Raw genomic sequence first — 23068 nt, 5'->3', positions numbered from 1 at the left:
ATTTAGCGCTCCTGTGCGGAAAGTTGCAGTTGATGCCAGTCGGGATAGCGACGCGGCAAGGTACTGATTGCCAGTGAAGCCACCGCGATGCCCCATTGCAACGCGGTGGTGATATCTTGCTGATGCAGCAGTGCGGCTAGAAATCCCGCATTGAAGCTGTCGCCCGCGCCAATGGTGTCCACCACGGTGACGGGACGCGCAGGCTGGCTGATGTGCTGCTGTAATTGCCAGCATCCCGCGCCTTGCGAGCCGCTTTTCACGACGCAGCCGCCGCGCCCGCTGAGTTGCTTGACCAGTTGCTGCGCACAGGTCTCAAGATCGGGCAAATTCACCAACCCGAGTGTCTCAACCTCGTTTAACAGCAGCCAGTCACACAGTGGCAGCCAGTGGGAAAACTGCTCCCGAACCTCATCTGTCCAGCCTTGGGTGGGCCAGCCGGTATCAACGGCGGTTAAATATCCTCGCTGCTGTAATTCGCTCAGTAACATCGGATATTCGTCGTACAAGTGCAGGCACAAGAAAGTGCCACACAGCAGTACAATGTCGCCTTCGCTGGCGCGCAGCGGCAGCTGGTTGAGCACATCCTCTGCGGTGAGCCGCACAATATGGCCGAGATTGCTGAGGAAAGAGCGTTCATGATCGGAATGCGTCACACCCACAGTCAGTGATGTTTCACAGTGGTAGCGTGTCCAGTGCGCCGCGCTATGCGGGAAGTGACTCGCCAGCCAGGTACTCAGACCGTCATCGCCTTGATTCGCCACCGCACGATGGCGGATCTGCATCGCTTCCAGCGCCAGCGCGCAGTTGCCCGCCGATCCACCTGGGCGCAGTTCACTGTGATTCAACATCACTTCGGTACCGCGCTGTGGCCAGCTATCCAGCGTGCCCATGATCAAATCAACGTTAATATTGCCCACCACATAGAGAGTGGAGGTCGAATCCATTTTTGCGATCATCCTTTGCTCCCGCCACTGGCTAAGCCGCTTACCAATGTTTTCTGCAGCCAGATAGCAATAAATAACGGGGGTAGTGATGCCAGAATCCCAACGGCGGCAATCAGGCCATCATCGGTGGCGCGCCCGGCGGTGAAGCCTGCAATGGTCACCGGCAGAGTTTGCGCGGCGATATTGCTGGTAAACAGGAGGGCATAGAAGAACTCATCCCACGCCAGCAGCCAGCCAAACAGCGCTGCTGCCCCCAGCACCGGTTTCGCCAGCGGCAAGGTAATACGCAGCAGCACCTGCCACACGCGCAGGCCATCGAGGCGTGCCGCCTGTTCGATATCCTGTGGCAGCGCATCAAATTGATTCTTCAGCATCCAGGTGAGAAATGGCAGGATCAGCGAACAGTAGACGATGATCAAACCAGGGCGGGTGTTAAGGAGATCAAACTGCTGCAACAGGAAGTAGAGCGGCAGTACAAAGGCCACCGGAGGCACCATGTAGATCGCCAACGAGGCAAACAGCCAACCGTCGCGTCCGCGATAGCGAGAAAAACTGAACGCTGCCGGAATCGCTAGCAGCAAGCAGATGATGGTTGCACCCGTGGCAACCAGCAGGCTGTTACCCAAAGCGTGCAGGAACAACGTACCAGGCTGGCCAGGTTCGAGAGAAATCAACTTGCTGTAACGACTGAAATCCCACTGGCGCGGCAGCCATTCCAACGGTACGCGGGTGAGATCGCTGGCGGCGCTGACGCTCATTAGGAACAGCCAACCCATCGGCGCGAGCACCGAGATGGCGACCAACAGTGCGGCAAAATATTTCGCGGCAATGCGTACTTTAGCCTTCATGCGCGCTCCCTTTACGGCGCTGACGCCACAATAACAACATGTACAAAGTGATCAGCACTGCGCACAGCAAGGTCATCAACATCGCGTAGGCCGCGCCGCTGCCTGCACGTAAATAGCTGAACGACTCCTGATAGACATAAAAGCTCAGGGTTTTGGTGCTATCGACCGGACCACCGCGCGTCATCACGTAGATGATGTCGAAAATCTTGAAGGCGTCGATGGTGCGCAGCACCAGCGCCACACTCAGCGGCCCGACAATCGCTGGGAAAGTGATGGCACGAAAACGTCGCCATGCTGATGCACCATCCAGCCTGGCCGCCTCAAACAGATCGTCTGGGATCGATTGCAGCGCGGCCAATACCAGCAGAGTCACCAGCGGATAGTTCTTCCAGATGTCAGCAAACATCACGGCATTTAGCGCGGAATCGGGCGAACCCAACCAGCTGCGATAACCATCGATAATGCCTGGCTGGGTCAGTAGGGCGTTGATACTGCCGTAATCCGGGTTGAAGTTAAGACGCCACATCATGGCATTGACGATGGTTGGCAGCGCCCACGGCAGAATCACCAGCACGCGCAGGATATTACGACCCGCGAACTTTTGATTCAGCAGCAGCGCCACTAACACGCCGATAACGCCTTCAAACGCCACCGACACCACGGTGAAATAGAGCGTGCGCCACAGCGAAGCTTGAAAATCGGGATCGGTTAGAGCGAACAGATAGTTTTCCACGCCCACCCAGCCAGGCGCTTCACCGCTGCCAATTAAGGCGGCATCGGTGAAGCTGAGCCAGATGGTGCGCAGCAGCGGCCAGGCGGTGAGTAACAACATCACCAGTAACATGGGTGCTAATAGCACCCATGCCTGCCGTTGTTCGCGTTGACGCAAACTCAGCATGCCCACTCCTTAACGCAAACGCGCCGCGCTTTTATCCACCGTCTGCATGGCGGCGTCCGGTGTGGCGCTACCGACCAGCACTTGCTGCAACTGCTGCTGCAAGGTGTTGGAGAGACGGGAATAATCGGCGGTTTCTGGACGTGACAGCATGACGTTGAGTGACTTGTCAGCAGCCGCAATCAGGCTTTCCTGGTTTTTCAGTACAGCAGGATCCTGATAAGAACTTTTCCAAATCGGCAGGCTTAGCGTGGCGTATTTGTTCTGCACTGGCTGTGAGGTCATATAACTAATGAACTGCCATGCTTGATCCGGATGGGTGCTGCCTTTGGCGATGCCAAGGCCCATCGATCCGTTTACCGCACCAAATTTGCCCGGCGCATCGCCTGGAGCCGGGACAATACCGACCTGACCGGCCACTTTGCTCTGTTTTGGATCGTTAGCCATGTTGTACATGTAAGTCCAGTTCAGTGCGAAAGCGGCATCACCATTCGAGAAGGCTTTACGCACATCTTCTTCCAGATATTCACGTGATGCCGGATTGGTCAGCCCCTCATCCAGCGAGCTTTTCATCAGCTTCACCGCCTGCAAGGATGCTGGGCTGGAGAAGTCCAGCTTGCCATTGTCATAGAACTTGCCGCCAAAGCCGGACACCAGCGTGGTGTAGTCGCACACCAGCGCTTCCGCCTGCGACCAGCTCCACACCAGCGGATACTTGACGATGTTTTTCTGCTTGATGATGCGTGAATCATCAATCACCTGCTGCCAGGTTTGTGGAGGCGTGGTGATACCGGCTTTCTCCAACATCGCTTTGTTGTAGTAGAGATATTTAGTGTCGAGGATCCACGGCATACCGAGGGTTTTACCGTTAAACACTACGGTATTCATGGCGCCAGGGAAGATCTGCGCTTTTTCATCTGCGGCGATGCGGCTACTAACGTCCTGCAGCAGATCGAACTTGGTAAATTCAGCAGGCCAGATGGCGTCAAACAGTACGACATCATAGCCGTTACCGCCCGCGCCACGGGCCGCGACAATTTTGTCATGCAGCGCTTCGTAAGGCACAAATTCCAGATTGACCTGCACATCCGGGTGAGTTTTCTGGAACTCCTGCGTCATGGCACGAATATCGTTTTCGCTGTAGGCCGCTTGGGTCATAAACAGCGCATTGAGAGTGGTTGCGGCTGCCGCACTGCCGGCGCTGGCTAACATCACCGCGATGGCACAGCCTTTCAATGTGGTCGAAACCGGATTTTCATAACATTTTCCGCCTTGATGCAAGAAGAGGGTATTTAATTAAATCAATTTGATTGATTTAATAACGCGCACAGGTTGTCAGATTGCTGCGGCTGACATCAGTTAGCTAAAGCAAGTGACGTGCCAGGGCATAAATATCGTTAGCCGCTGGACACTACTTTGCACAGAATTTTGCCGCTGTCAGGTAAACAGGTTGTAAAATGTGCCGCCGATCATAGATATTGTGACGCGGTCAGTCGCGAGCGTGGAGAGAAGGAAGCAGGGTGAAAACATCGGGAACCAATCTGGAGCACGCGCGCGCGCACAATCGTCGCGTGATCATTGAAGCGATTCGTCTGCATGGCGAGCTGACGCGGGCCGAGCTGGCGCGCCTCACCGCGCTGACACCGCAAACCGTGTCCAATATTGTCGCTGAACTGGAAGACGCTGAACTGCTCACCAGCCGGCAACCCCGCAAGCAGGGACGAGGACAACCGGCGATCCCGGTGGCGCTCAATCCGGCCAGTGCTTACTCCATTGGCATTCATCTTGATCATCAAACACTGCTGATTGTGCTGGTGGATCTCACCGGTGAAATTCACTTCCGTCGCCTTATTCTGGTGCAAAAGCCCCAGCCGGATGCCACCTTAGCGCGCATTGCTGAGGTGTTAACCGAGATCAAAACGCAACTTGGTACGAACTGGAAGAAGGTGTTGGGGATGGGTGTGGTGATGCCCGGCCCCTTTGGCGTGGAGGGCATCTCCTCAGTTGGGCCGACGACCTTGCACGGCTGGGAACAGGTGGATATTGAGGCGCGGCTGGCAGAACTGAGTCATGTACCGGTCACTCTGGAGAACGATGCCACGGTGGCGGCAATTGGTGAACGCTTTCATGGGGTGGCACGCCACCTCAACTCCTTTATCTACCTGTACATTGGCACCGGCTTGGGAGCGGGCATCATTATGGATGGCCATGTCTACAGCGGCCATGCGCATAACGCCGGTGAAATCGGTCACGCGGTGATCGAGCCAGGCGGGCGCGAGTGTTATTGCGGCAATCGAGGTTGTCTTGAGCGTTACGTCTCGTTGCAAGCCGCGTATGAATTTTGCGGGTTGGATCCGATGACAGCGTTGCCAGAAGATCTGCTGGAGGTCGACCCTGCACTGTTTGATCGTTGGGTCGACACCATGCTGACGCCGCTGCGTCAGGCCATCAGCATGTTAGAAAGTATTTTCGATGCCGAGAGCGTCATCATCGGTGGCATGATGCCTGCCGCGCTGCTGGATAAAATCATTCAGCGTTTGCCTCCGCTCTATCAGTCGGTGCGCGGACGTTATCTCACTGGAACACGTTTGAAAATCGGGCTCACGGGCAGTGACACCGCGGCACTTGGCGCAGCAGCGCTGCCGATTTTTGATGAGTTTAATCCACAGTTTCAGGTGCTGATGAAATAGCGCCAATGAGATTTATGCAACAGGGACGGGTTTTGGCCCACTCGCAAAGTAGGCGTGCAATTTCTGCCGTTCAAGCCCGCTATCATCCATATTCTGTGGCGACAACCACGCCGTCAACGCGTGCCGAACGTTTGACCATTCGCTGTCAATCATCGATAACCAGTCGGTATCGCGATTACGTTGTTTGCGCGTCATCGCCTGACGGAAGCATCCTTCAAACGTGAAGCCGAGGCGTTCTGCAGCACGACGTGAAGCGAGGTTGGTGGAATCGCAGCGCCAGGCCACGCGGCGATAACCGAGTTGGAAGGCCTGCTGCAATAGCAGGAAGATCGCTTCGCTACCCAGCACGTTGCGCTGCATCAGCGGCGACCACGTCACATGCCCAATTTCAATCGCACCATTTTGGCCGTCGATATTAGCGAAACATACGGCGCCTACCGCTTGTTGGCTACGATGGTCGATCACCGCATGGCTCACTAACCCGCTGTCGCGGCACTTGCCGTTAATCCACTGTTCCATCTCTGCCAGCGAGGTGGGTTTGGCTGCACCCAGCCATGTCCAGTCGCGATCGTCTGGTGCGAGTGAAAAAGCACTCAATAACGCGGTGCTGTGCTCAGTGTTTAATGGTTCAAGCGAACAAAACCGGCCTGGTAACCTGACAGCCTCAGGCGGGGCCAGCGGTTGCCAATCAGGCAGAGCAAAACCCACTGGTTGACCGTATTGATTAAGTTGTGTCATCGTCTGTCCTTAACGGGGTTGAAGATAGTTGTGTACGGCATGGCGAGTAAGCTGTGCCAGCATCTGCTGCGTCGTGTCATTAGATTGCTGTTGTAATAATGCAATGCCCATATGACCCGGTGATGGCAACGCTGCGCTGAGAGAGCGCAGATTGTGAGGTAATCCAATATAACTGCGCAAAGTCACGCCCAGTCCGGCTTGCACTGCCGCCCATACCCCACTGAGGCTATGACTGGTAAACACTACCCGCCAGGCGATACCAGCCTGTTCCAGAATGCTAATAGCACGTGTGCGCATTAGACAAGGCGCCTCGAACATGACTAAAGGCAGCGGCTCACCCCCTACAAGATAATCTGTGATATCCAGGGTTTCTGCGCCAATCCAGGTCAATGCTGTTTGTCCCAGAAATTGGCTTTGCGAGGGCAAATGATCGCCTTGCCAGAGCAAAGCCATATCGAGATGTTTCTCCGCCATCGCCTGCAAGAGAGGTTGATTACGATCAACCCGCGCGCTGATACGTACGCCAGGATGTTGGCGGCTAAATGGCCCAAGAATGTTGGGCATTAGCGACTCGCCAAAATCCTCCTGCATGCCGATACGCACATCACCTTGCAGCAATTCACCCCGTATCGCTCGGCAGGCTTCATCATTCAACGCGAGCATTCGCCGGGCATAGCTGAGCAGGATCTCACCGCTTTCAGTTGGCACCAAATGGCGACCCTGTTTGGCCACCAAGGATGTTCCGCACTGGTGTTCCAGCTTTTTCAACTGGGCACTGACGGCTGAAGTGGATCGACACAATTGCTGTGCGGCCAAAGCAAAGCTGCCGCATTCAATACCCAATACAAAACTGCGTAGCGCATCGTTGTCGAGCGATACCGAGAGCTTTTCCATAACGATCCTTAAAAGCAGGACTATTATTCCCGAATAATTCAATTTTCAGGATTGTAACAGTGCAACACAATGCCTGCATAATCATTGCAGGAGTCAATTATGAGTCAGCCATTAGATCGGGAATCATTGCAGCGCGTTGCACCAAAATTAGCAGAGCTCACGCAGCAGGTGCTGTTTGGTGATATCTGGCAGCGCAGCACATTAACCTCGCGCGAGCGGAGTTTGATTACGCTGGCGACGTTAGCTGCGCTGGGCCGCGATCAGCAGTTGCCTTGGCATCTGCACTTTGCAACGCACAACGGTATCAAACGTGATGAGATAGTCGAACTCTTCACACATCTGGCGTTTTATGCGGGTTGGCCTGCTGCAGTCAGTGCGCTCACTGTACTTGAACAGGAGGCAATCTAATGCCTTTTACACGCATTACGGTACGCGAGGGTTGGAGTGAATCCGAACTGCAAACGTTATCCTACACGCTGCATGAGGTGCTGGTGGCGGAATTCAGTGTGCCGCCGCGCGACCGTTTTCAGGTGATAGACGTATTACCTGCACAGCGCCTAATTTATGACACGCATTACCTCAGTGGTGGTCGCAGTGAGCGTTATGTGCTGCTGCATATTGTGGCTGGTAAGGCACGGACGACTGAGCAGAAACGTCTGACCTATCAACGTTTAAGTGAAAGATTACAACGGCAACTGAACCTTAATCCTGATGATTTAATGATTATCATCCAGCAAACGCATGCTGAAAATTGGAGTTTCAGCGGCGGCAAAATGTTTGAGTTAGAGATGATTCCATCAGATTTGAAATGAAGTGAGAGAGTGTGCGATTTTGGGGCCAAGTTCATCAATGGCAACCCTACGAGATAGTGCATGTTGTGTAGGATGTGCCTTTAAACTCACTTGGAATAGGGAGCATCCATGCAGCCAAACCTACGTGAAGTGGCGGTAAATAACGTCAAAATGGGTAGCAATGTCACGCTATATCAGCCCGCAAATCTGTATGGCTGCACCCTACAAGATGATGTGTTTATCGGGCCATTTGTCGAAATACAGGCATATACGGTGATTGGGCGCGGCACGAAGGTGCAATCGCACACCTTTATCTGTGAATACGTCAGCATCGGTGAAGACTGTTTTATTGGCCATGGCGTGATGTTTGCCAACGATATGTTCCGCGACGGTAAACCCAATGCAGATCGAGAGAGCTGGGCGCGTATCACGCTGGGTAACAATATCTCAATCGGCAGTGGGGCGACTATTTTGGCGGTGAACATCTGTGATGGCGCGGTCGTCGGCGCGGGCAGTGTGGTAACGAAAGACATCACGCAGAAGGGTATCTACGCCGGAAACCCGGCGCGTTTGCTGCGGTTGCTTTAACTCTCCATCACCCAATGCCCGGTACTGACTTCGCGATAATGTCGTGCCTCCGGAACGAATCCCAACCCGCGCACCGGGCTTTTCAATTCACTGGCATCCACATGTCGTTTGAGATGACGCCGCGCGGGATCAGGTACCGGCACCGATGACAACAGCTTGCGCGTGTAGTCATGCTGCGGATTTTCAAAGATGGCAACGCGTGGGCCTATTTCAACAATTTCACCTAACAGCATTACCGCTACGCGATGGCTGATGCGTTCAACCACCGCCATATCATGCGAAATAAACAGATACGACAGCCCAAGGCTGCTCTGCAAATCCAGCAGCAGATTGATGATCTGCGCCTTAACCGTCACATCCAATGCGGATACTGATTCATCGGCGATGATCATCTTGGGATCGAGCATCAGTGCACGTGCGATACAGATGCGTTGGCGCTGACCGCCGGAGAATTCATGTGGATAGCGTTTCATCATCGCCGCTGATAAACCCACTCGCTCCATCAATCCCGCCGCTTTTTGCTGAGCAGCCTGTTTACTGCCCAGTTGATGCTGTAAAAACGGTTCAGTCAGTGCTTCCAGCACTGACATCCGTGGGTTGAGACTGGCGAACGGATCCTGAAAAATCATCTGCATCGCGCAGCGCAACTGGCGCAGTTCGCTGCTGGAGAGACTCAGCACGTCATAACCATCGAAGGCGACCTCGCCCGCATCGGCTTTCACTAAGCGGGTGAGGGAACGCCCGGTAGTGGATTTACCACAGCCGGACTCGCCGACCAGCGACAGCGTTTCGCCGGGCATCAGATCAAAGGAAATGTTCTCGACCGCATGCACCGCTCCCGTCTTACGGCTGAACAAACCCTCGTGAATGCTAAAACGGGTGCTGAGGTTTTTCACTGACAGCAGTGGTTGTTGCGAGGCCGGACGGTCGGGTAGTTGATGCACCACATCGCCGTTGAGGGCAAACTTTTGCGGGCCAGCCACGCCACGCATGGCGCCGAGTTCCGGCACGGTGGCAATCAGCGTGCGTGTATACTCCGCTGAGGGCGCAGAAAAAATATCCGCCGTGCTGCCGGTCTCCATCACATCGCCTTGATACATCACCAGCGTACGATCCGAGACTTCTGCCACCACACCCATATCATGAGTAATAAACAGCACCGCAGTGCCTTCTTCCTCTTGCAGCGTTTTGATTAAATCAAGAATCTGCCCTTGAATGGTGACGTCCAGCGCGGTGGTGGGTTCATCAGCAATCAGCAGTCTTGGCCGCAACGCCAGCGCCATGGCGATCATCACACGCTGTCGCATGCCGCCCGAAAAGTGATGCGGATAATCATCGTAGCGCTTAGCCGCGTTGGGAATGCGGACTTTTTCCAGCAGCTTAATGGTCTCTTCACGCGCCGCACGCTTACTGATGTTGCGGTGATTGATCAAAGCTTCAGCAATCTGATGGCCAATGGTGAACGAGGGGTTGAGGCTGGTCATCGGTTCCTGAAAAATCATCGCCACTGCATTGCCGCGAATATCCCGCATTGCTTTCTCACTCAGTTTGAGGAGATCAACGCCGTTCAACAGCACTTTGCCGGTGACGCGCGCGTGGCGCATATTCAGTAAGCGCATAATGGCCATCGAGGTGACGCTTTTGCCCGATCCCGATTCACCGACAATCGCCAGCGTTTCACCGGCATTGATGGTCAGCGAAACGTTCCTCACTACCTCGCGCCACTGATCGTCATGACGAAATGCAACGGTGAGGTTTTCCACCTGCAGAACCGGCTCGCGATTCATTTGGCCGCCACAAGGCGAGCTGAACGGGTGCTGACCGGCAGAAATTCAAAGTCAGTGTCGAAAGGGTAGGCAGGCTGCAGTTTGCGTTTACGCTCCAGACGTTCAACGTACTGATCCACGACCCCTTCTGACAGTGCCATCAGGTTAGGATTGGCCAGCGGCGCTAACTCCGGTGATAAATAACCCGATTTCACCACCACAATTTTGGCCTGAGCAGGATGGAGGCCCAGCAATTCAAAATCAGCGATATTGTGATAAGGACGGCGACGGTCGGCGACCACCACGGAGATGTCTCCGGTTTTCAGCAACGCTTGTTTTGCCAACGAACGCGGATCGTCACTCAATAACAGCACCTCAAATTCCGCACTGACTTTCCCGCCCGACGGATCCAGAGTGGCACCCACCGTAAGGGGCAACTTGGCGCCCACGCCGGCAGCAAACGCTGCCTCAGTGGCGGGCTTATCGGTGATACCCGCCACGATCACGCCCTGCGCATTCTGACGAATTAATTCTGCCAGCAGATTTGCACGGTCACCGACACCACCACCGGTCGGGTTATCGCCGGAGTCGGCCAAAATCACCGGCGCGGTGTCGCTGGCAATCGCCATGCTGACACACTCTTCGGTGCTGCCAGTCACGCAGCCGAAGACGAATTCATCACGCGCCTGCCAGTAAGCCAGCGCCAGTTTTGCTGCCTGCTCGGAGAGCACATCGGCATCTGTGCCGGTCATGATCGCGGCGGCAGTAGCGCGTGGTTCATCTGCCCAGACATAACCCACCATCAGTGATGCATCCCAGATGGCGTCCAGCGCATTGATGCCCGGCAAACGGGCATACAAACTTTTGGCGGGTTCATCTTCAGTGCTGGTACGTTCGCCAGGCAGCACCACGGGAATCGGTGCCCATACTACGCCTGGCTTCACGCCGGTTTGCAGGCTTTTCACCAACATCGACACCGAACGGCGCATGGTTTCTTCCACGTCAATGTGCGGTGCGGTGCGATAAGTGGAGAACATGTCGATAGCATCAATGATGCGCTGAGTGACGTTCCCGTGCAGATCGTAACTCACGGTAATCGGGCAGTCCGGGCCCACTAGCTCACGCGTGGCGCTGATCCAGTCTCCTTCGGCATCTTCCATGCCCTCAACATACACTGCACCGTGCATGGCGAGATAAACACCGTCTACGGGCAGTTGCGCCTGCAAGCGTGAGAGGAAATCCTGTTTGAAGTCATCGTAAGTGACCCGAGCCACCGGACCACCCGCAATGGCACGTGCATGGAAAGTCGGCAGGAACTCTGCATCATAATCCTGCAAAAAGGCAAAGTAGGGATTAGTCAGCAGATCGTTACCGCGTACGATGCGGAAGTCGTCGGCATAGTTCAGCACCGGGTTATACGTACTGCACTCCGTATGAATGCCACCAAAAGCAATGCGCATACAGCCTCCGCTAGTCAGGTAATTGAATGATAAATCGATATGCCGCCACGCTCGCCGCGGCGCGCGCCCAGCTCTCAGCGTGAATGTCGATAGTCGAAATCGGTGTCTTGCCCATAATCGACGGCAGTACATGGCTGTCGATGGATTGCATCACCACGGTTTTGAGTAAGCCGTCGAAAGCATGGGGTTGATGGGCAATCACAATCAGTTCGGGGTCGTTCATCTGAATGATATTGGCGATGGACAGGCCTAACGCCTGCCCCGCCTGATGCAAAATGCTGATGGCGGCGCTATTCCCTTTCACCGCTAGCGTTTCCAGTTCAGCGATGGAGTTCGCCGCCAGCGCTTTGTCACGCATGCTTTCCCGAATTGCGGTGAGTGAGGCAAGTGTGTCCAGACAGCCGCGTTTACCGCAGCGACAAGGACGCCCGCCGGGTTCAATGGTGCAGTGCGCGATCTCACCGGCTCCACCGTGGGCGCCGCGATGCAGTTGGCCTTGAAAGAAATGGGCAGAACCAATGCCATCGCCGTGTGAAATCAGGGTGAAGTTACGGGCTTTTTTCGCCACACCGAAAATCTTCTCGCTGACGGCTAAGGCTTTGGCATCATTTTCTAGCGACACGTCGAGGCCAGTTTGCTGTTTCAGCATCTCGGCCAGGGGAACATTTTTCCAGCCGAGCAGGGCGGACTGCACACAAATGGCCTGATTTTCATCAACAAAGCCTGACAGCGTCACGCCCAAACCAATTAACTGATCGGCAGAGATCCCTTTTTGCGCGATTAAACCGGGAATCGCCGCCGCCAGCGCTGCGCTGAGTTGTTGCGGATCAGGATTGAGTGCCATCTCTGTTTTAGCCAACACCAATCCGTGCATGTCGATCAATACCAAAATGACCTGTTCCCCAAGCAGCGAGGCTCCGAGGAAATAAGCACTATCGGCGCGCATTTTTAATAATACCGATGGACGTCCCTGCCCATTGGATTCCGGAACGCTCTCTTCCAGTAGTCCGGCATGCAGCATCTCTTTCACTAGGGTGCTAATGGCGGCTTTGCTCAATTTCATCTTTTCTGCCATTTCGGTACGACTCATACCGTGCGAGGCAATAAGCAAACGCAAGATTTGTTGCTGGTGCGCATTGAGCATTCGGGTTCTCACAGCATTAGCGATATGGCCTGACAATAATCAGGCTAGAAAACAAATTCAACGGTATTTAGTTAAATTTCTGAACTTAGATCTAAGTATAAGTAAAATATATGAACTCACATCTTGGCTTTTGTTTACAGAGTGTGCCTTATATAGCGAGGTTAATTCACCGAACGTTTCAATGATTCATTGAGGGCCTTCATGGAAAGCAAACTAAAGCATTTCAAGGTACTGACGCTGGCCGGTTGTATTGTGGCGTCGCTGATGAGTTCGGCAGCACTGGCGAGCCAGCTGGTAATCATGCAGAACGAACCACCGCGCAGTATGGATCCGGGTAACCAGACGGCAACCTTTACCGGCACGGTGCTGGACCCGATGTACGAAGGCCTGACGCGTCTCGGTGATGACGGAAAAATTATTCCTGCATTGGCGCTGTCGTGGAGTGCAGACAGCAGTGGGTTGCACTGGACCTTTAAGCTGCGTCCCAACGTGAAATTCCATGATGGCACCCCGTTTAACGCGGATGCAGTGGTGGAAAACTTCCAGCGTCATTTAGATACCCAGCGCGGGCTGGCGGGTAGCGGGAAAATTCGTACCTTTATTCAGGATGTAAAGAAAACCGATGATTTAACGGTTGAGTTTCAGCTGAAAAAATCAATCCAGCCTTTTTAACCGTGCTGGCTTCGGGGCCAGGCTTAATGGTCAGCCCTACCGCCGATAAAGCGGGTAGCATCAATAATAAGGCGGACGGCACCGGGCCGTATAAGCTGGAACAATATAAATCCGGTGAATATGTGCTGGAGAAAAAGAACAGTGATTATTGGGGGAAATCCAATGGCCCCGATGAAATTAAATGGACGTGGAGCAGTGAGCCTTCCGTCATGAATATGGCGCTACAATCAGGCCAGGTCGATGTTATTAACCCAGTGCCGCCGCAATTTGCTGGCATGTTAAAAAATAACACCAACGTTAATCTCAAACAGTCACCAGGTGCTGCTGTTTTCTGGGTTGATCTTAATACGCAAAGCAAGGCGTTGAGTGATGTGCGCGTGCGTCAGGCACTGAATATGGCGACGGACCAGCAAGCGCTGGTAAAAGCTATCATGTTTGGTTATGCCCAACCGGCCAACTCCTCACTGGCACCGGTCGATCCTAACTACGATAAAAATCTACACGACTACCCTTACGATGTGCAGAAAGCCAAAGATTTGTTGAAAGCAGCAGGCTACGCCGACGGCTTTAGCATGTCGATCGCGGTGCAGGCACCGGACGCTCGAACGGCTCAAGTGTTGCAGGGGCTGTGGAGCAAAATTGGCGTCAAACTGAATGTGCGCCAAATGGAAAGCGGTGTCTGGACCAAAGCCGCTTTTGCTGACGTCAAAGAGAAAGCCCAGCAGGGCACTGATGCGGTGCTAGCGTCGTGGTCATCAGGTTTATATGGTTCCGATTTGCAGTTGCGTCCGCTGTATCACAGCGCCAGCTTTGCACCGAGCGGCGCCAATTTGGGCTTCTTTAGCGATAAGAAGACCGATGAGTTGATCGACACTGCGGCCTCCACGCTCGACGATGCGAAACGCAAAGATCTCTATTTCCAGGCACAGAAACAGATCAGCGGACTGGCTCCGCAGGTGCTGCTGTTCTATCAGGATGATCTCTACGCTTCACGCAAAAATATCAGTGGCGTCACCATGCAGCCAGGCGGACAAATTGTGGTTCGCGATGCAGTGAAGAACTGATCCATGAAAGCGTATGTTGCGAAAAAGGTGCTCTCGCTGCCGCTGATTATCTTCGGCGTCTCGATCATCGTGTTTATCGCCATCCGCGCGTTGCCGGGCGATCCGGCACGCCTGATGGCGGGGCCGGAAGCGCCGCAGGAAGCAGTGGATAGCATGCGCGTTCGGCTGGGGCTGGATCAGCCTTTGCCACTGCAATACGTCAAGTTTGCCGCCGAAGCTTTGCACGGTAATCTCGGCGAATCCCTGCAGTCACAGCGTCCGGTGATCACCGAAATCGGCGAGCGTTTGCCATATACCCTATCGCTCGCGGCGCTGGCGTATCTGCTGGCGATTGCCATCGGCGTACCTGCGGGAATGACCGGGGCGATTTATCGCCAGCGCATTCCCGATCAAATCGTGATGGTGTTGACCATCGCTGGAGCCTCCATCGCCAACTTCTGGCTCGCGCTGCTGGCAATGAACTACTTTGCGGTAGAACTAGGTTGGCTTCCGCTGCTCGGCGCGGATTCGTGGAAAAACTACGTGATGCCCACCGTCACGTTAGCGATTTTACCCATGGCGATGATTGCCCGTATGACTCGCTCCAGCATGCTGGATGTATTGAGCCAAGATTATATCCGAACGGCCAAGGCCAAAGGGCTATCGGCGGCAAGCATTCACTGGAAACACGCACTGCGTAACGCGCTAATCCCCATCGTCACCATTGTCGCACTCAATTTCGGCAGCCTGATTGGTGGCGCGGTGGTGACGGAATCGGTGTTTAACTGGCCGGGTATCGGTCGCCTGCTGGTGGATTCGGTGAAGTATCGCGACTATCCGGTGATTCAGGGGGTAACCCTGGTGGCGGTGACGGGTGTGGTGTTGATGAACTTAGTGGGTGAAATCCTGATTGGCCTGCTCAATCCAAAAATAAGGTTCGACTGATGAACGGCCTCGATACCTCACTGATGCCTACGCGTTCGCGTGGCCGCCAACTGCTGCGCTTTCTGCTCAACAACCCTTCGATCACTTTGGGGGGTGGACTGGTGTTGTTGGTGGTATTGGCATCAGCGTTGGCACCTCTGCTGACGCATTGGGACCCGATTGAGCAGGATTTGCTGAACACGCTGCAAGCGCCTTCGGCAGCGCACTGGTTTGGCACTGACGATTACGGTCGTGACATCTTCTCGCGCGTGATTTATGGCGCACGTATCACGCTGCTGGAAGTGTGCTTGAGCGTCGCCATCTCGATGGTCATCGGTATTCCGCTTGGCATCATCTCCGGCCTGGCGGGACGTAAAATCGATGCGCTGATCATGTGGGTGATGGACATCATTTTCGCCTTCCCCGGCATCGTGCTCGCGATTTTAATTGTTAGCGTGCTGGGTGAGGGGCTTGCCAACATGCTGATCGCGATTTCACTGTTCTCGATTCCGGTGTATGCGCGCTTGAGCCGTAACCTGACGCTCGGGCTAAAAAACATGGAGTATATCGAAGCGGCGCATATGTTAGGGGTGCGCTATCCACGCATCATCACCCATTACATTCTGCGCAACTCGATTGGACCGCTGATTGTGCAATCGACGTTGACGGCAGGCGCAGTGGTATTATCGGCGGCCAGCTTGTCGTTTCTCGGCTTAGGGGTACAACCCCCGATGCCGGAGTGGGGCACGATGATGAGCGACGGGCGTAACTTCCTTGGGCTGAATATTTATGTGTCGCTGTTTCCTGGATTGGCGATTTTGCTGACTGTGCTTGGCTTTAATGTGCTGGGTGATGGCCTGCGCGATGTAATGGATAAACGTTTATGAGTAAACAGCCGGCAGTGATCTGCCTTGATCTGGGTGGTTCGTTCGTCAAACTGGGCGTAATGGATGCGCAGCAGCAGTTAATGATACTCGATCAGCAAAAAATCCCGGCACAGAGCTGGCCGGATTTCACCGTGCTTATTGGCCGCATGATTGAACAGTATCAACAGCATTTCAGCGCGGACTCACCGCTGGCGATCTCCACGGCGGGGATTGTCTCCCCGGAGAGCGGTGAGATGTTTGCCAGTAATATCCCTGCCTTCCATCAGCGCAATCTCAGTCGGTCTTTGGGAGAGTTACTACAGCGCAAAGTGATTGTTCACAATGATGCTGACTGTTTCACGCTTGCAGAAGCGCTAGCGGGGGTTGGCAAAGGTCACAAAGTGGTATTTGGTGCCATTCTCGGTTCCGGCGTTGGCGGCGGTTTGGTGGCGGATGGGCGTATCATTACCGGCCAAAATGGCCTGACCGGAGAATGGGGGCATGGCCCGATCACCTTGACCGAAGTGGACATCGCGGGTGAAACGGTGCGTTTGCCACGTCAGTCTTGTCCCTGTGGCCAAAAGGGCTGCCTGGATAGCTACGGAGGTGCGCGCGGACTGGAAAATCTTCATCGCACCCTGCATAACATCAGCGTCAGCAGCATCGACATTATTGCGGGCTGGCAGCAGCAAGAGCGTCTAGCACAACGCACCCTTCAAGTGTGGTTACAACTGGTGAGCCAACCTCTGGCGTACACCATCAATATCACCGGGGCCTCGTTGGTGGCGGTCGGCGGTGGCTTGGCCTCGGTCACGCCACTGATGAACGCGCTAAATGATGAGGTGCAGCGCTATGTGCTGCGCAGCACGCATCATCCGTTGGTGGTGCCAGGAATGTTTGCCCATAATGGCGGGATGATCGGTGCGGCGCTGCTGGCGCGCCAAACAGCATAATGTTCAATACGCTTCAGTTGCGGCGCGATTCATCGCGCGACTTACAGCGACCGTTCCGCTGACAGATGCACAATAAATTGCGCCGCGACAAGTCATCCAAATCCTATCTAAATCGGTTATCATGCCCCGCTAAATCCTTTCAGTTCTGACAATGGATTAGAGCTGAACTTTTCACCTGCGTTTCTGGAATAACATGTCATCTGTTCAACCCCAACTTAATCAGCTGCCGGACGAGGCATCGCTGCCGCGTGGTAATGTGTTGAAAGCGCTGTTTGCGCTAGGTACTGGTGGCTTTGCCATTGGTACTGGCGAGTTCGTTATTATGGGCTTGCTGCCCGATGCGGCCAAAGGTCTCAACGTTTCCATTCCCTCTGCGGGCCATCTGATCAGTATTTACGCGCTTGGCGTGGTGATTGGTGCGCCGTTGCTGGCCATTCTCGGCGCTCGCGCCTCACGCCGCAATTTCCTGATGACCTTGATGGGCCTGTTCGCAGCAGGCAACTTATTGAGTTCAATTGCGCCGGGCTATTACTCGATGCTGTTGGCGCGTTTCCTCGCTGGCTTCCCGCACGGCACTTTCTTCGGGGTAGCAGCCTTGGTAGCGGCGGGTCTGGTTGAGCGTAAGAGGCGTGCCCAGGCGGTTTCGATGGTGCTGTTCGGGCTAACGATTGCCAACCTGCTGGGCGTGCCAGCGGTAACAGCGATTGGTCAGATCTTTGGCTGGCGTGAAGCCTTTGCGATTGTGGGTGTGCTGGCGCTGTTGACGATGGTGCTGGTTGGACTGTGGGTGCCCAATGTCGCGGGTGACAAAAATGCTAGCCCTCTGCGTGAACTCTCGGCCCTGACGCGTAAGCAGGTGTTGTTGACACTGGCGATTGGGGCTATCGGCAGTGGTGGCCTGTTCTCGGTGTTCAGCTATGTAAAACCGACCCTGACCGAGCTGGCGCAAATGCCGGTGAGCTGGATCCCCGCGGTGTTAGCGCTATTTGGTCTTGGTATGATCATCGGCAATGTGGTTGGCGGGCGTCTGGCCGATCGCGGCCTTGAGAAAACCATCCGGCTGGTGCTGATTTGGTCGGTGCTGGTATTGAGCGCCTTTGTCTTCACAGCGCACTACGCGTTTGCTGGATCGCTTAACGTGATGTTGGTCGGCACCATGGTGGCGTTGGCGAGCGTGCTGCAGATCCGTTTAATGGATGTCGCAGGTGATGCGCAAACCATGGCCGCCGCGTTGAATCACTCGGCGTTTAACCTGGCGAACGCGCTGGGTGCATGGCTTGGTGGTGTGACCATCTCTGCGGGCCTCGGCTGGCAATCCACCGGTTGGGTTGGCGCAATCCTGGCGGTATTGGGCCTGCTGATTCACGGCATAGCGGTGCGCGATGCACGCAGAAAATCGATTACCTTTGCCCACGAGGGCGGCCTCTAATCTTCTGATGATTCCAGGTGCGCATAAATGCGCACCCTACGGTGTAATGTCAATACTGATGATAATGTCGGTGATAATGTCGGTGATAATGTCGGTGATAATGTCGGTGATGATGTCGATGTCGATGTCGATGACGATGTTGATGCCGATGCCGATGCCGATGCCGATGCCGATGCCGATGCCGATGCCGATGCCGATGCCGATGTTGGTGTTGGTGACGATTTAGGTGCCAGTGCCAGTGCTGAGTACCTTACCTCTGTAGGGTCGCCATTTATGGCGACCTGGTTTCATTCCCTCGCCAACTTCTCCTGCAAAAACGCCATAAACACCCGGTTCACTTCGCTGCGCTGCCGATGTTGCGGATAGAGCGCATTGAGGTTGAGTGACGAAGGTCGCCATTCGTCGAGCACGGTCATTAACTCACCGCTGGCTAACGCCGGTGCGACGATAAATTCCGGCAGCAGAATCAATCCCAAACCGGCGACGGCCGCATCACGCAACATCTCGCCATTATTGCTGACCATTGGGCCTTGAACCGCCATCACTTTGCGCTGATCGCCGTTAAACAATTCCCAGCCAGTCTGGCTTTCGCGTCCGTAACGCAGGCAGGCGTGTTGCAGCAGATCCTCTGGCTCACGTGGTGCGCCCGCGCCTTGGATATACGACGGACTGCCACAAATCACGCGGCGAAATACCCCGAGACGTTTAGCTATCAGGCTGGAGTCGGGCAGGGTACCAATACGGATCGCCATATCGAAGCCCTCACCAACCATATCGACATAGCGGTCGGCCAGTTCAACCTGGAACTGCAACCCCGGATGCTGGCTGAGAAATTCGGCGATGAAGGGTGATAAATGGCTGATACCAAATGACATCGGCACGCTGAGTCGAAAGCTGCCCTGTAGTACCTGACGTCGCCCGGATACGGCCAGTTCGGCTTCCTGCACATCATCCAGAATGCGCTGCGCATGTTGGGCAAAAATCTGGCCGTTATCTGTCACCGATAATTTACGCGTATTACGATTCAGCAAGCGCGCGCCGAGTGACTCTTCCAGCGACGCAATGCGACGACTCACGTACTGCTTTGACAGCATTAACTGCTCGGCAGCGGCGGTAAAATTACCGGCTTTGATCACGGCGACATAAATACGAAGATCTTCTATCTGCATATTGTCCACTAATTGGTGACAGTCATTGTCAGGCTAGCACATTGTTGGGCAAATCAGTTTACGTATACTTATCCTCATTCGGAAGGGCAAATGCCTGACCCTCGCACATTAGAGGAACAAACCATGATTGAACAACGCCTGGCAGAACAACGCGGAGTGGGTGACCACGGTTGGCTGAACTCGCACCACACGTTTTCTTTTGCTAACTACTGGGACCCAAAACAGGCTGGTTTTTCCGACCTGCTGGTGATTAACGACGACCGTGTCGCGGCGGGGCGTGGTTTTGGTGCACATCCGCATAACAACATGGAAATCATCTCCTATGTGCTAGACGGTGCACTGGAGCATAAAGATTCCATGGGCACAGGTTCTGTTATTGTCCCAGGTGATGTGCAGTTAATGAGTGCGGGTAGCGGTGTGACGCATAGCGAGTTTAACCACTCGAAAAGCGATAACGTGCATTTCCTACAGATTTGGATTGTGCCTGGTGAGCGCAACACCCAGCCGGGTTATCAGCAGATTTCAGTCGCTGAAAGTGAAAAACGCGGCCAGCTGCGTTTAATCATCTCACCAGAAGGCGAGAAAGGCAGCTTGAGCGTGCGTCAGGATATCCGTATTTATGCTGGCTTCTTTGATGGTGCTGAGCAGCAGACTTTTGAGCTGAGTACTGATCGTTACGCTTACATTCATGTGGCACGTGGCAACATCGAAGTTAACGGCGTGAATTTCAAAGAAGGTGACGGTGCACGTGTGCGCAATGAAACCGCGCTGCATTTCACTAACGGTGATAACGCCGAAGTACTGCTGTTCGACCTGCGTCCGCTTGAAGTGAACCATCCACAGCGTTAAAGCTTAGAGCAGAAGCACGAACCGTAGCGGTGCAATGTAATGCACGATTTCTCCAATCGCACGATAAATCGTGCCGCTACGGAATGTGCAGATCATTAGGACAGTAACGACTGCGGTGCCACCGGTTTACCGCTCTGCAACGATGCCAGCGCGGCATCTGCCAGCAACAACGCCTGCAATCCATCGTTACCGCTTGGGTAATGCCCTTCACCTTTTGCCAGTGCCTCAATAAAGGTCGCCAATTCGTTGCGATAAGCATCGGCATAACGCTGCAGGAAGAAATGCTGCGGCTTCTGTGCGACTACGCCATTCGCCACTGATTTCACCAACTGTGACTCCAGCTGGTTTGTTACCTGTAGCATCCCCTCGCTACCGTGAACTTCAATACGTTGATCGTAACCGTAACTGGCGCGACGGCTGTTAGTGATCACCGCCATCTTGCCGCTGGCACAGGTCAGGGTGACCACGGCGGTATCAACATCGCCCAGCGCTTTGATCTGCGGATCAACCAGCGCCGCGGCACTGGCGAACACTGAAATCGGTTCCTCATTCAGCAACCAGCGCGCCATATCAAAGTCATGGATGGTCATATCGCGGAACAGGCCACCAGAGACTTTGACGTACTCAGGTGGTGGGGCGCCCGGATCGCGAGAGCTGATAGTCACTAATTCGGTTTCACCAATTTCGCCATCACGCAGACACGCCTGCAAATGCGCCATGCTTGGGTCGAAGCGACGGTTAAACCCAATCATCAGCGGAACACCTGCATCGCGCACTGTGGCCAGGCACTTCTGTACGCGCTCCAGGCTTAAATCCACCGGTTTCTCGCAGAAAATGGCTTTTTTGGCGCGGGCGGCGGCTTCGATCAAATCTGCGTGAGTATTAGTGGCGCTGCAAATTGCGACCAGGTCAATGGCGCTGTCCGCCAGAATAGTGTCGAGATCGGCCACTTTAGCACCGTATTTCTCAGCCAGCGCGTTGGCGGCAGGTGCGTAGACATCCATCACGTAGGCCAGACGGCACTGCGGATGCGCGGCGATATTCCCGGCGTGAATCTGTCCAATGCGGCCAGCACCTAAGAGAGCAACATTTAGCATTTTATTTCCTTTGAGGGCGACAGGTGATGGCGCTATTAATCGATTTTGCGCGTTTTAAGTCAAAACAAAGCCCAAAAATGATGCTGAAAAGATGAGGCTGATCACATGAAAATTTGAGGTTTAATACATCAAATAAAAACTAATTACGTAAAAACATAGCGTTATATCAATTTGATTTTTATAAACTTATCGAGATATCGTGGTCAAAACGAGGTGGAAGACATCAGGAAGGGTCATGACGTTACACAACTGGAAATTGCCATCAATTAAGGATATCGCGCAGGAAGCGGGCGTCAGTCCGGCCACGGTGGACCGCGTACTTAATGGGCGTGAAGGCGTACGCGAGGTGACGCGTAAAAAAGTGGAAACGGCCATGGCGCGGCTGGGAATGCACAGCGAGGGTGAAAACCACAGCACAGAATTACAGCGTGTGGCGATTTTGTGCGAATCCGGCACTAGCTTTCTCGGTCATTTAGAACGTCAGGCGCGAGCGGTGATGGCTGAACGTCCACACCTGCACATCAGCCTGGATACCTTACCCAGCGCCCAATTTAATGCTGACCGGTTTAGCCAGTTGATTGAACGCCGCGCGGGTGAAGCGAGCGGCATCATTCTGGTCTGTCGTGATGATGTAAAAATTAACCGAGCAGTAAAGACCGCTATTGATAATGGCGTGCAGGTGATTTGTCTCACCAGCGATCTCCCCAATTCACGCCGCACTGCCTATGTTGGCGTGGATCAAATCGCCTCGGGTGCCACCGCAGGTTGGTTTATGGGACGCATGTTACCTCAGCAGCAACCCGGTAACATTTTACTGATTTGTAGTTCAACCTACCGCACGCAAGAGGAGCGTGAAGTTGGTTTCCGCCGGGTATTACGTGAGGCCTTTCCGTGGCTGACGATTCGTGATCGCGTCAATATCAACGACGAGGCAGAGACAGCTTGGCATAGCGTAAAAAACTGGCTTGATGAAGGCAAACCGCTGGCAGGAATTTATAACACCGCCGGCGGCAACGAGGGCGTGGCCAAAGCGCTAGAAGAGTGTGGTGTGCAGGATCAGGTGATCTTTACCGGTCACGAATTGAGTGAATCCAGCCGTGTGCTGCTGGAGCGCGGCGTGATGGATATGGTGCTGGGGCACGATATGCGGCGTGAGATCGAACAGTGTTTGACGATTTTCAACCAACCACACAGCGCACGTTCGGTGAATGACGTCAAAACGCCGTTGCTGATTTATCATCGCTATTCGTATTTTTCCTGAACATCATCCCGTGCCCGTCAGAAACTATCGCAGACTCAACAATTTTT

Annotated in this window: 22 protein-coding genes and 1 pseudogene; 12 read left to right on the top strand and 11 right to left on the bottom strand. The window is 54.2% G+C overall.

Annotation, left to right across the window (positions count from 1 at the left end; translation table 11 throughout):
- Window positions 1–2: 2 nt before the first annotated feature.
- The 4 genes from HA51_RS03330 to HA51_RS03315 are packed head-to-tail and all read right to left on the bottom strand — an operon-like array spanning window position 3 to window position 3899.
- On the bottom strand, window positions 3–944 hold the full coding sequence (locus HA51_RS03330) for a carbohydrate kinase family protein (RefSeq protein ID WP_084932098.1): 942 nt from the start codon (window positions 942–944) through the stop codon (window positions 3–5).
- A gap of 8 nt (window positions 945–952) precedes the next feature.
- Window positions 953–1792, bottom strand: coding sequence for a carbohydrate ABC transporter permease (locus tag HA51_RS03325; protein WP_084931849.1), 840 nt, complete (start codon window positions 1790–1792; stop codon window positions 953–955).
- Window positions 1782–2690 carry a carbohydrate ABC transporter permease gene (locus HA51_RS03320; protein ID WP_084931848.1) on the bottom strand — a complete coding sequence of 303 codons (909 nt, stop codon included), beginning with the start codon at window positions 2688–2690 and terminating at the stop codon, window positions 1782–1784. Before HA51_RS03320 ends, HA51_RS03325 begins: the two co-directional genes overlap by 11 nt.
- Before the next feature lie 9 nt (window positions 2691–2699).
- On the bottom strand, window positions 2700–3899 hold the full coding sequence (locus HA51_RS03315; protein ID WP_084932095.1) for an extracellular solute-binding protein: 1200 nt from the start codon (window positions 3897–3899) through the stop codon (window positions 2700–2702).
- A gap of 308 nt (window positions 3900–4207) precedes the next feature.
- On the opposite strand from HA51_RS03315, the gene HA51_RS03310 reads away from it, so the two are divergent.
- Window positions 4208–5377, top strand: coding sequence for an ROK family transcriptional regulator (locus HA51_RS03310; RefSeq protein ID WP_084931847.1), 1170 nt, complete (start codon window positions 4208–4210; stop codon window positions 5375–5377).
- Between the two features lie 12 nt (window positions 5378–5389).
- Here HA51_RS03310 and HA51_RS03305 read toward each other — a convergent pair whose 3' ends face one another.
- Both HA51_RS03305 and HA51_RS03300 read right to left on the bottom strand, forming a co-directional pair.
- Window positions 5390–6115, bottom strand: a complete 726-nt coding sequence (locus tag HA51_RS03305) for a GNAT family N-acetyltransferase (protein ID WP_084931846.1) — start codon at window positions 6113–6115, stop codon at window positions 5390–5392.
- A gap of 9 nt (window positions 6116–6124) precedes the next feature.
- Window positions 6125–7009 (bottom strand): LysR substrate-binding domain-containing protein, encoded by an 885-nt coding sequence (locus HA51_RS03300; RefSeq protein ID WP_084931845.1) that lies wholly within the window; start codon window positions 7007–7009, stop codon window positions 6125–6127.
- A gap of 99 nt (window positions 7010–7108) precedes the next feature.
- Here HA51_RS03300 and HA51_RS03295 point away from each other — a divergent pair, with 99 nt between their 5' ends.
- The 3 genes from HA51_RS03295 (at window position 7109) to HA51_RS03285 (ending at window position 8388) form a co-directional block, all read left to right on the top strand.
- Complete coding sequence (locus HA51_RS03295; protein WP_084931844.1) at window positions 7109–7417, top strand: carboxymuconolactone decarboxylase family protein; 309 nt, start codon at window positions 7109–7111, stop codon at window positions 7415–7417.
- On the top strand, window positions 7417–7821 hold the full coding sequence (locus HA51_RS03290; protein WP_084931843.1) for a tautomerase family protein: 405 nt from the start codon (window positions 7417–7419) through the stop codon (window positions 7819–7821). Before HA51_RS03295 ends, HA51_RS03290 begins: the two co-directional genes overlap by 1 nt.
- A 108-nt stretch (window positions 7822–7929) precedes the next feature.
- Window positions 7930–8388 carry an acyltransferase gene (locus HA51_RS03285; protein ID WP_084931842.1) on the top strand — a complete coding sequence of 153 codons (459 nt, stop codon included), beginning with the start codon at window positions 7930–7932 and terminating at the stop codon, window positions 8386–8388.
- On the opposite strand, the gene HA51_RS03280 is transcribed toward HA51_RS03285, so the two are convergent.
- From HA51_RS03280 to HA51_RS03270, 3 genes are read right to left on the bottom strand one after another with little or no spacing between them, the layout of a single operon-like run.
- A complete protein-coding gene (locus HA51_RS03280; RefSeq protein WP_084931841.1) occupies window positions 8385–10175 on the bottom strand; it encodes an ABC transporter ATP-binding protein in 1791 nt (596 codons plus the stop codon). The two genes, HA51_RS03285 and HA51_RS03280, sit on opposite strands and share 4 nt — an antisense overlap.
- Complete coding sequence (locus HA51_RS03275; protein WP_084931840.1) at window positions 10172–11614, bottom strand: M81 family metallopeptidase; 1443 nt, start codon at window positions 11612–11614, stop codon at window positions 10172–10174. Before HA51_RS03275 ends, HA51_RS03280 begins: the two co-directional genes overlap by 4 nt.
- 10 nt (window positions 11615–11624) lie before the next feature.
- Complete coding sequence (locus tag HA51_RS03270) at window positions 11625–12758, bottom strand: ROK family transcriptional regulator (RefSeq protein WP_084931839.1); 1134 nt, start codon at window positions 12756–12758, stop codon at window positions 11625–11627.
- 201 nt (window positions 12759–12959) lie between these two features.
- Between HA51_RS03270 and HA51_RS03265 the strand changes: the two are divergent.
- From HA51_RS03265 to HA51_RS26825, 6 genes and pseudogenes are all read left to right on the top strand, one after another.
- Window positions 12960–14494, top strand: a pseudogene (locus HA51_RS03265) (ABC transporter substrate-binding protein).
- Window positions 14495–14497: 3 nt separating this feature from the next.
- Window positions 14498–15418 (top strand): ABC transporter permease, encoded by a 921-nt coding sequence (locus HA51_RS03260; RefSeq protein ID WP_084931838.1) that lies wholly within the window; start codon window positions 14498–14500, stop codon window positions 15416–15418.
- A complete protein-coding gene (locus HA51_RS03255) occupies window positions 15418–16284 on the top strand; it encodes an ABC transporter permease (protein ID WP_084931837.1) in 867 nt (288 codons plus the stop codon). Before HA51_RS03260 ends, HA51_RS03255 begins: the two co-directional genes overlap by 1 nt.
- The gene (locus HA51_RS03250) at window positions 16281–17216 is read left to right on the top strand and encodes an ROK family protein (RefSeq protein ID WP_084931836.1); all 936 of its coding nucleotides are present in this window, start codon (window positions 16281–16283) and stop codon (window positions 17214–17216) included. The genes HA51_RS03255 and HA51_RS03250 overlap by 4 nt, the downstream gene beginning before the upstream one ends.
- A gap of 193 nt (window positions 17217–17409) precedes the next feature.
- Window positions 17410–18645, top strand: a complete 1236-nt coding sequence (locus tag HA51_RS03245) for an MFS transporter (RefSeq protein ID WP_084931835.1) — start codon at window positions 17410–17412, stop codon at window positions 18643–18645.
- A 27-nt stretch (window positions 18646–18672) separates the two neighbouring features.
- Window positions 18673–19011, top strand: coding sequence for a hypothetical protein (locus HA51_RS26825; protein WP_139810619.1), 339 nt, complete (start codon window positions 18673–18675; stop codon window positions 19009–19011).
- On the opposite strand, the gene HA51_RS03240 is transcribed toward HA51_RS26825, so the two are convergent.
- On the bottom strand, window positions 18933–19814 hold the full coding sequence (locus HA51_RS03240) for a LysR family transcriptional regulator (RefSeq protein WP_084931834.1): 882 nt from the start codon (window positions 19812–19814) through the stop codon (window positions 18933–18935). The genes HA51_RS26825 and HA51_RS03240 overlap by 79 nt on opposite strands.
- Before the next feature lie 123 nt (window positions 19815–19937).
- Here HA51_RS03240 and HA51_RS03235 point away from each other — a divergent pair, with 123 nt between their 5' ends.
- Window positions 19938–20663: a pirin family protein gene (locus HA51_RS03235; RefSeq protein WP_084931833.1), complete on the top strand. Its 726-nt coding sequence runs from the start codon at window positions 19938–19940 to the stop codon at window positions 20661–20663.
- Between the two features lie 95 nt (window positions 20664–20758).
- On the opposite strand, the gene iolG is transcribed toward HA51_RS03235, so the two are convergent.
- Window positions 20759–21760 (bottom strand): inositol 2-dehydrogenase, encoded by a 1002-nt coding sequence (gene iolG / locus HA51_RS03230; protein ID WP_084931832.1) that lies wholly within the window; start codon window positions 21758–21760, stop codon window positions 20759–20761.
- Between the two features lie 235 nt (window positions 21761–21995).
- Between iolG and HA51_RS03225 the strand changes: the two genes are divergently transcribed.
- Window positions 21996–23021 carry a LacI family DNA-binding transcriptional regulator gene (locus HA51_RS03225; protein WP_084931831.1) on the top strand — a complete coding sequence of 342 codons (1026 nt, stop codon included), beginning with the start codon at window positions 21996–21998 and terminating at the stop codon, window positions 23019–23021.
- The last annotated feature ends 47 nt before the right edge of the window (window positions 23022–23068 follow it).

Source organism: Pantoea rwandensis, assembly GCF_002095475.1.
GTDB lineage: Bacteria > Pseudomonadota > Gammaproteobacteria > Enterobacterales > Enterobacteriaceae > Pantoea > Pantoea rwandensis.
This window is presented reverse-complemented; position numbering and strand designations above follow the sequence as displayed.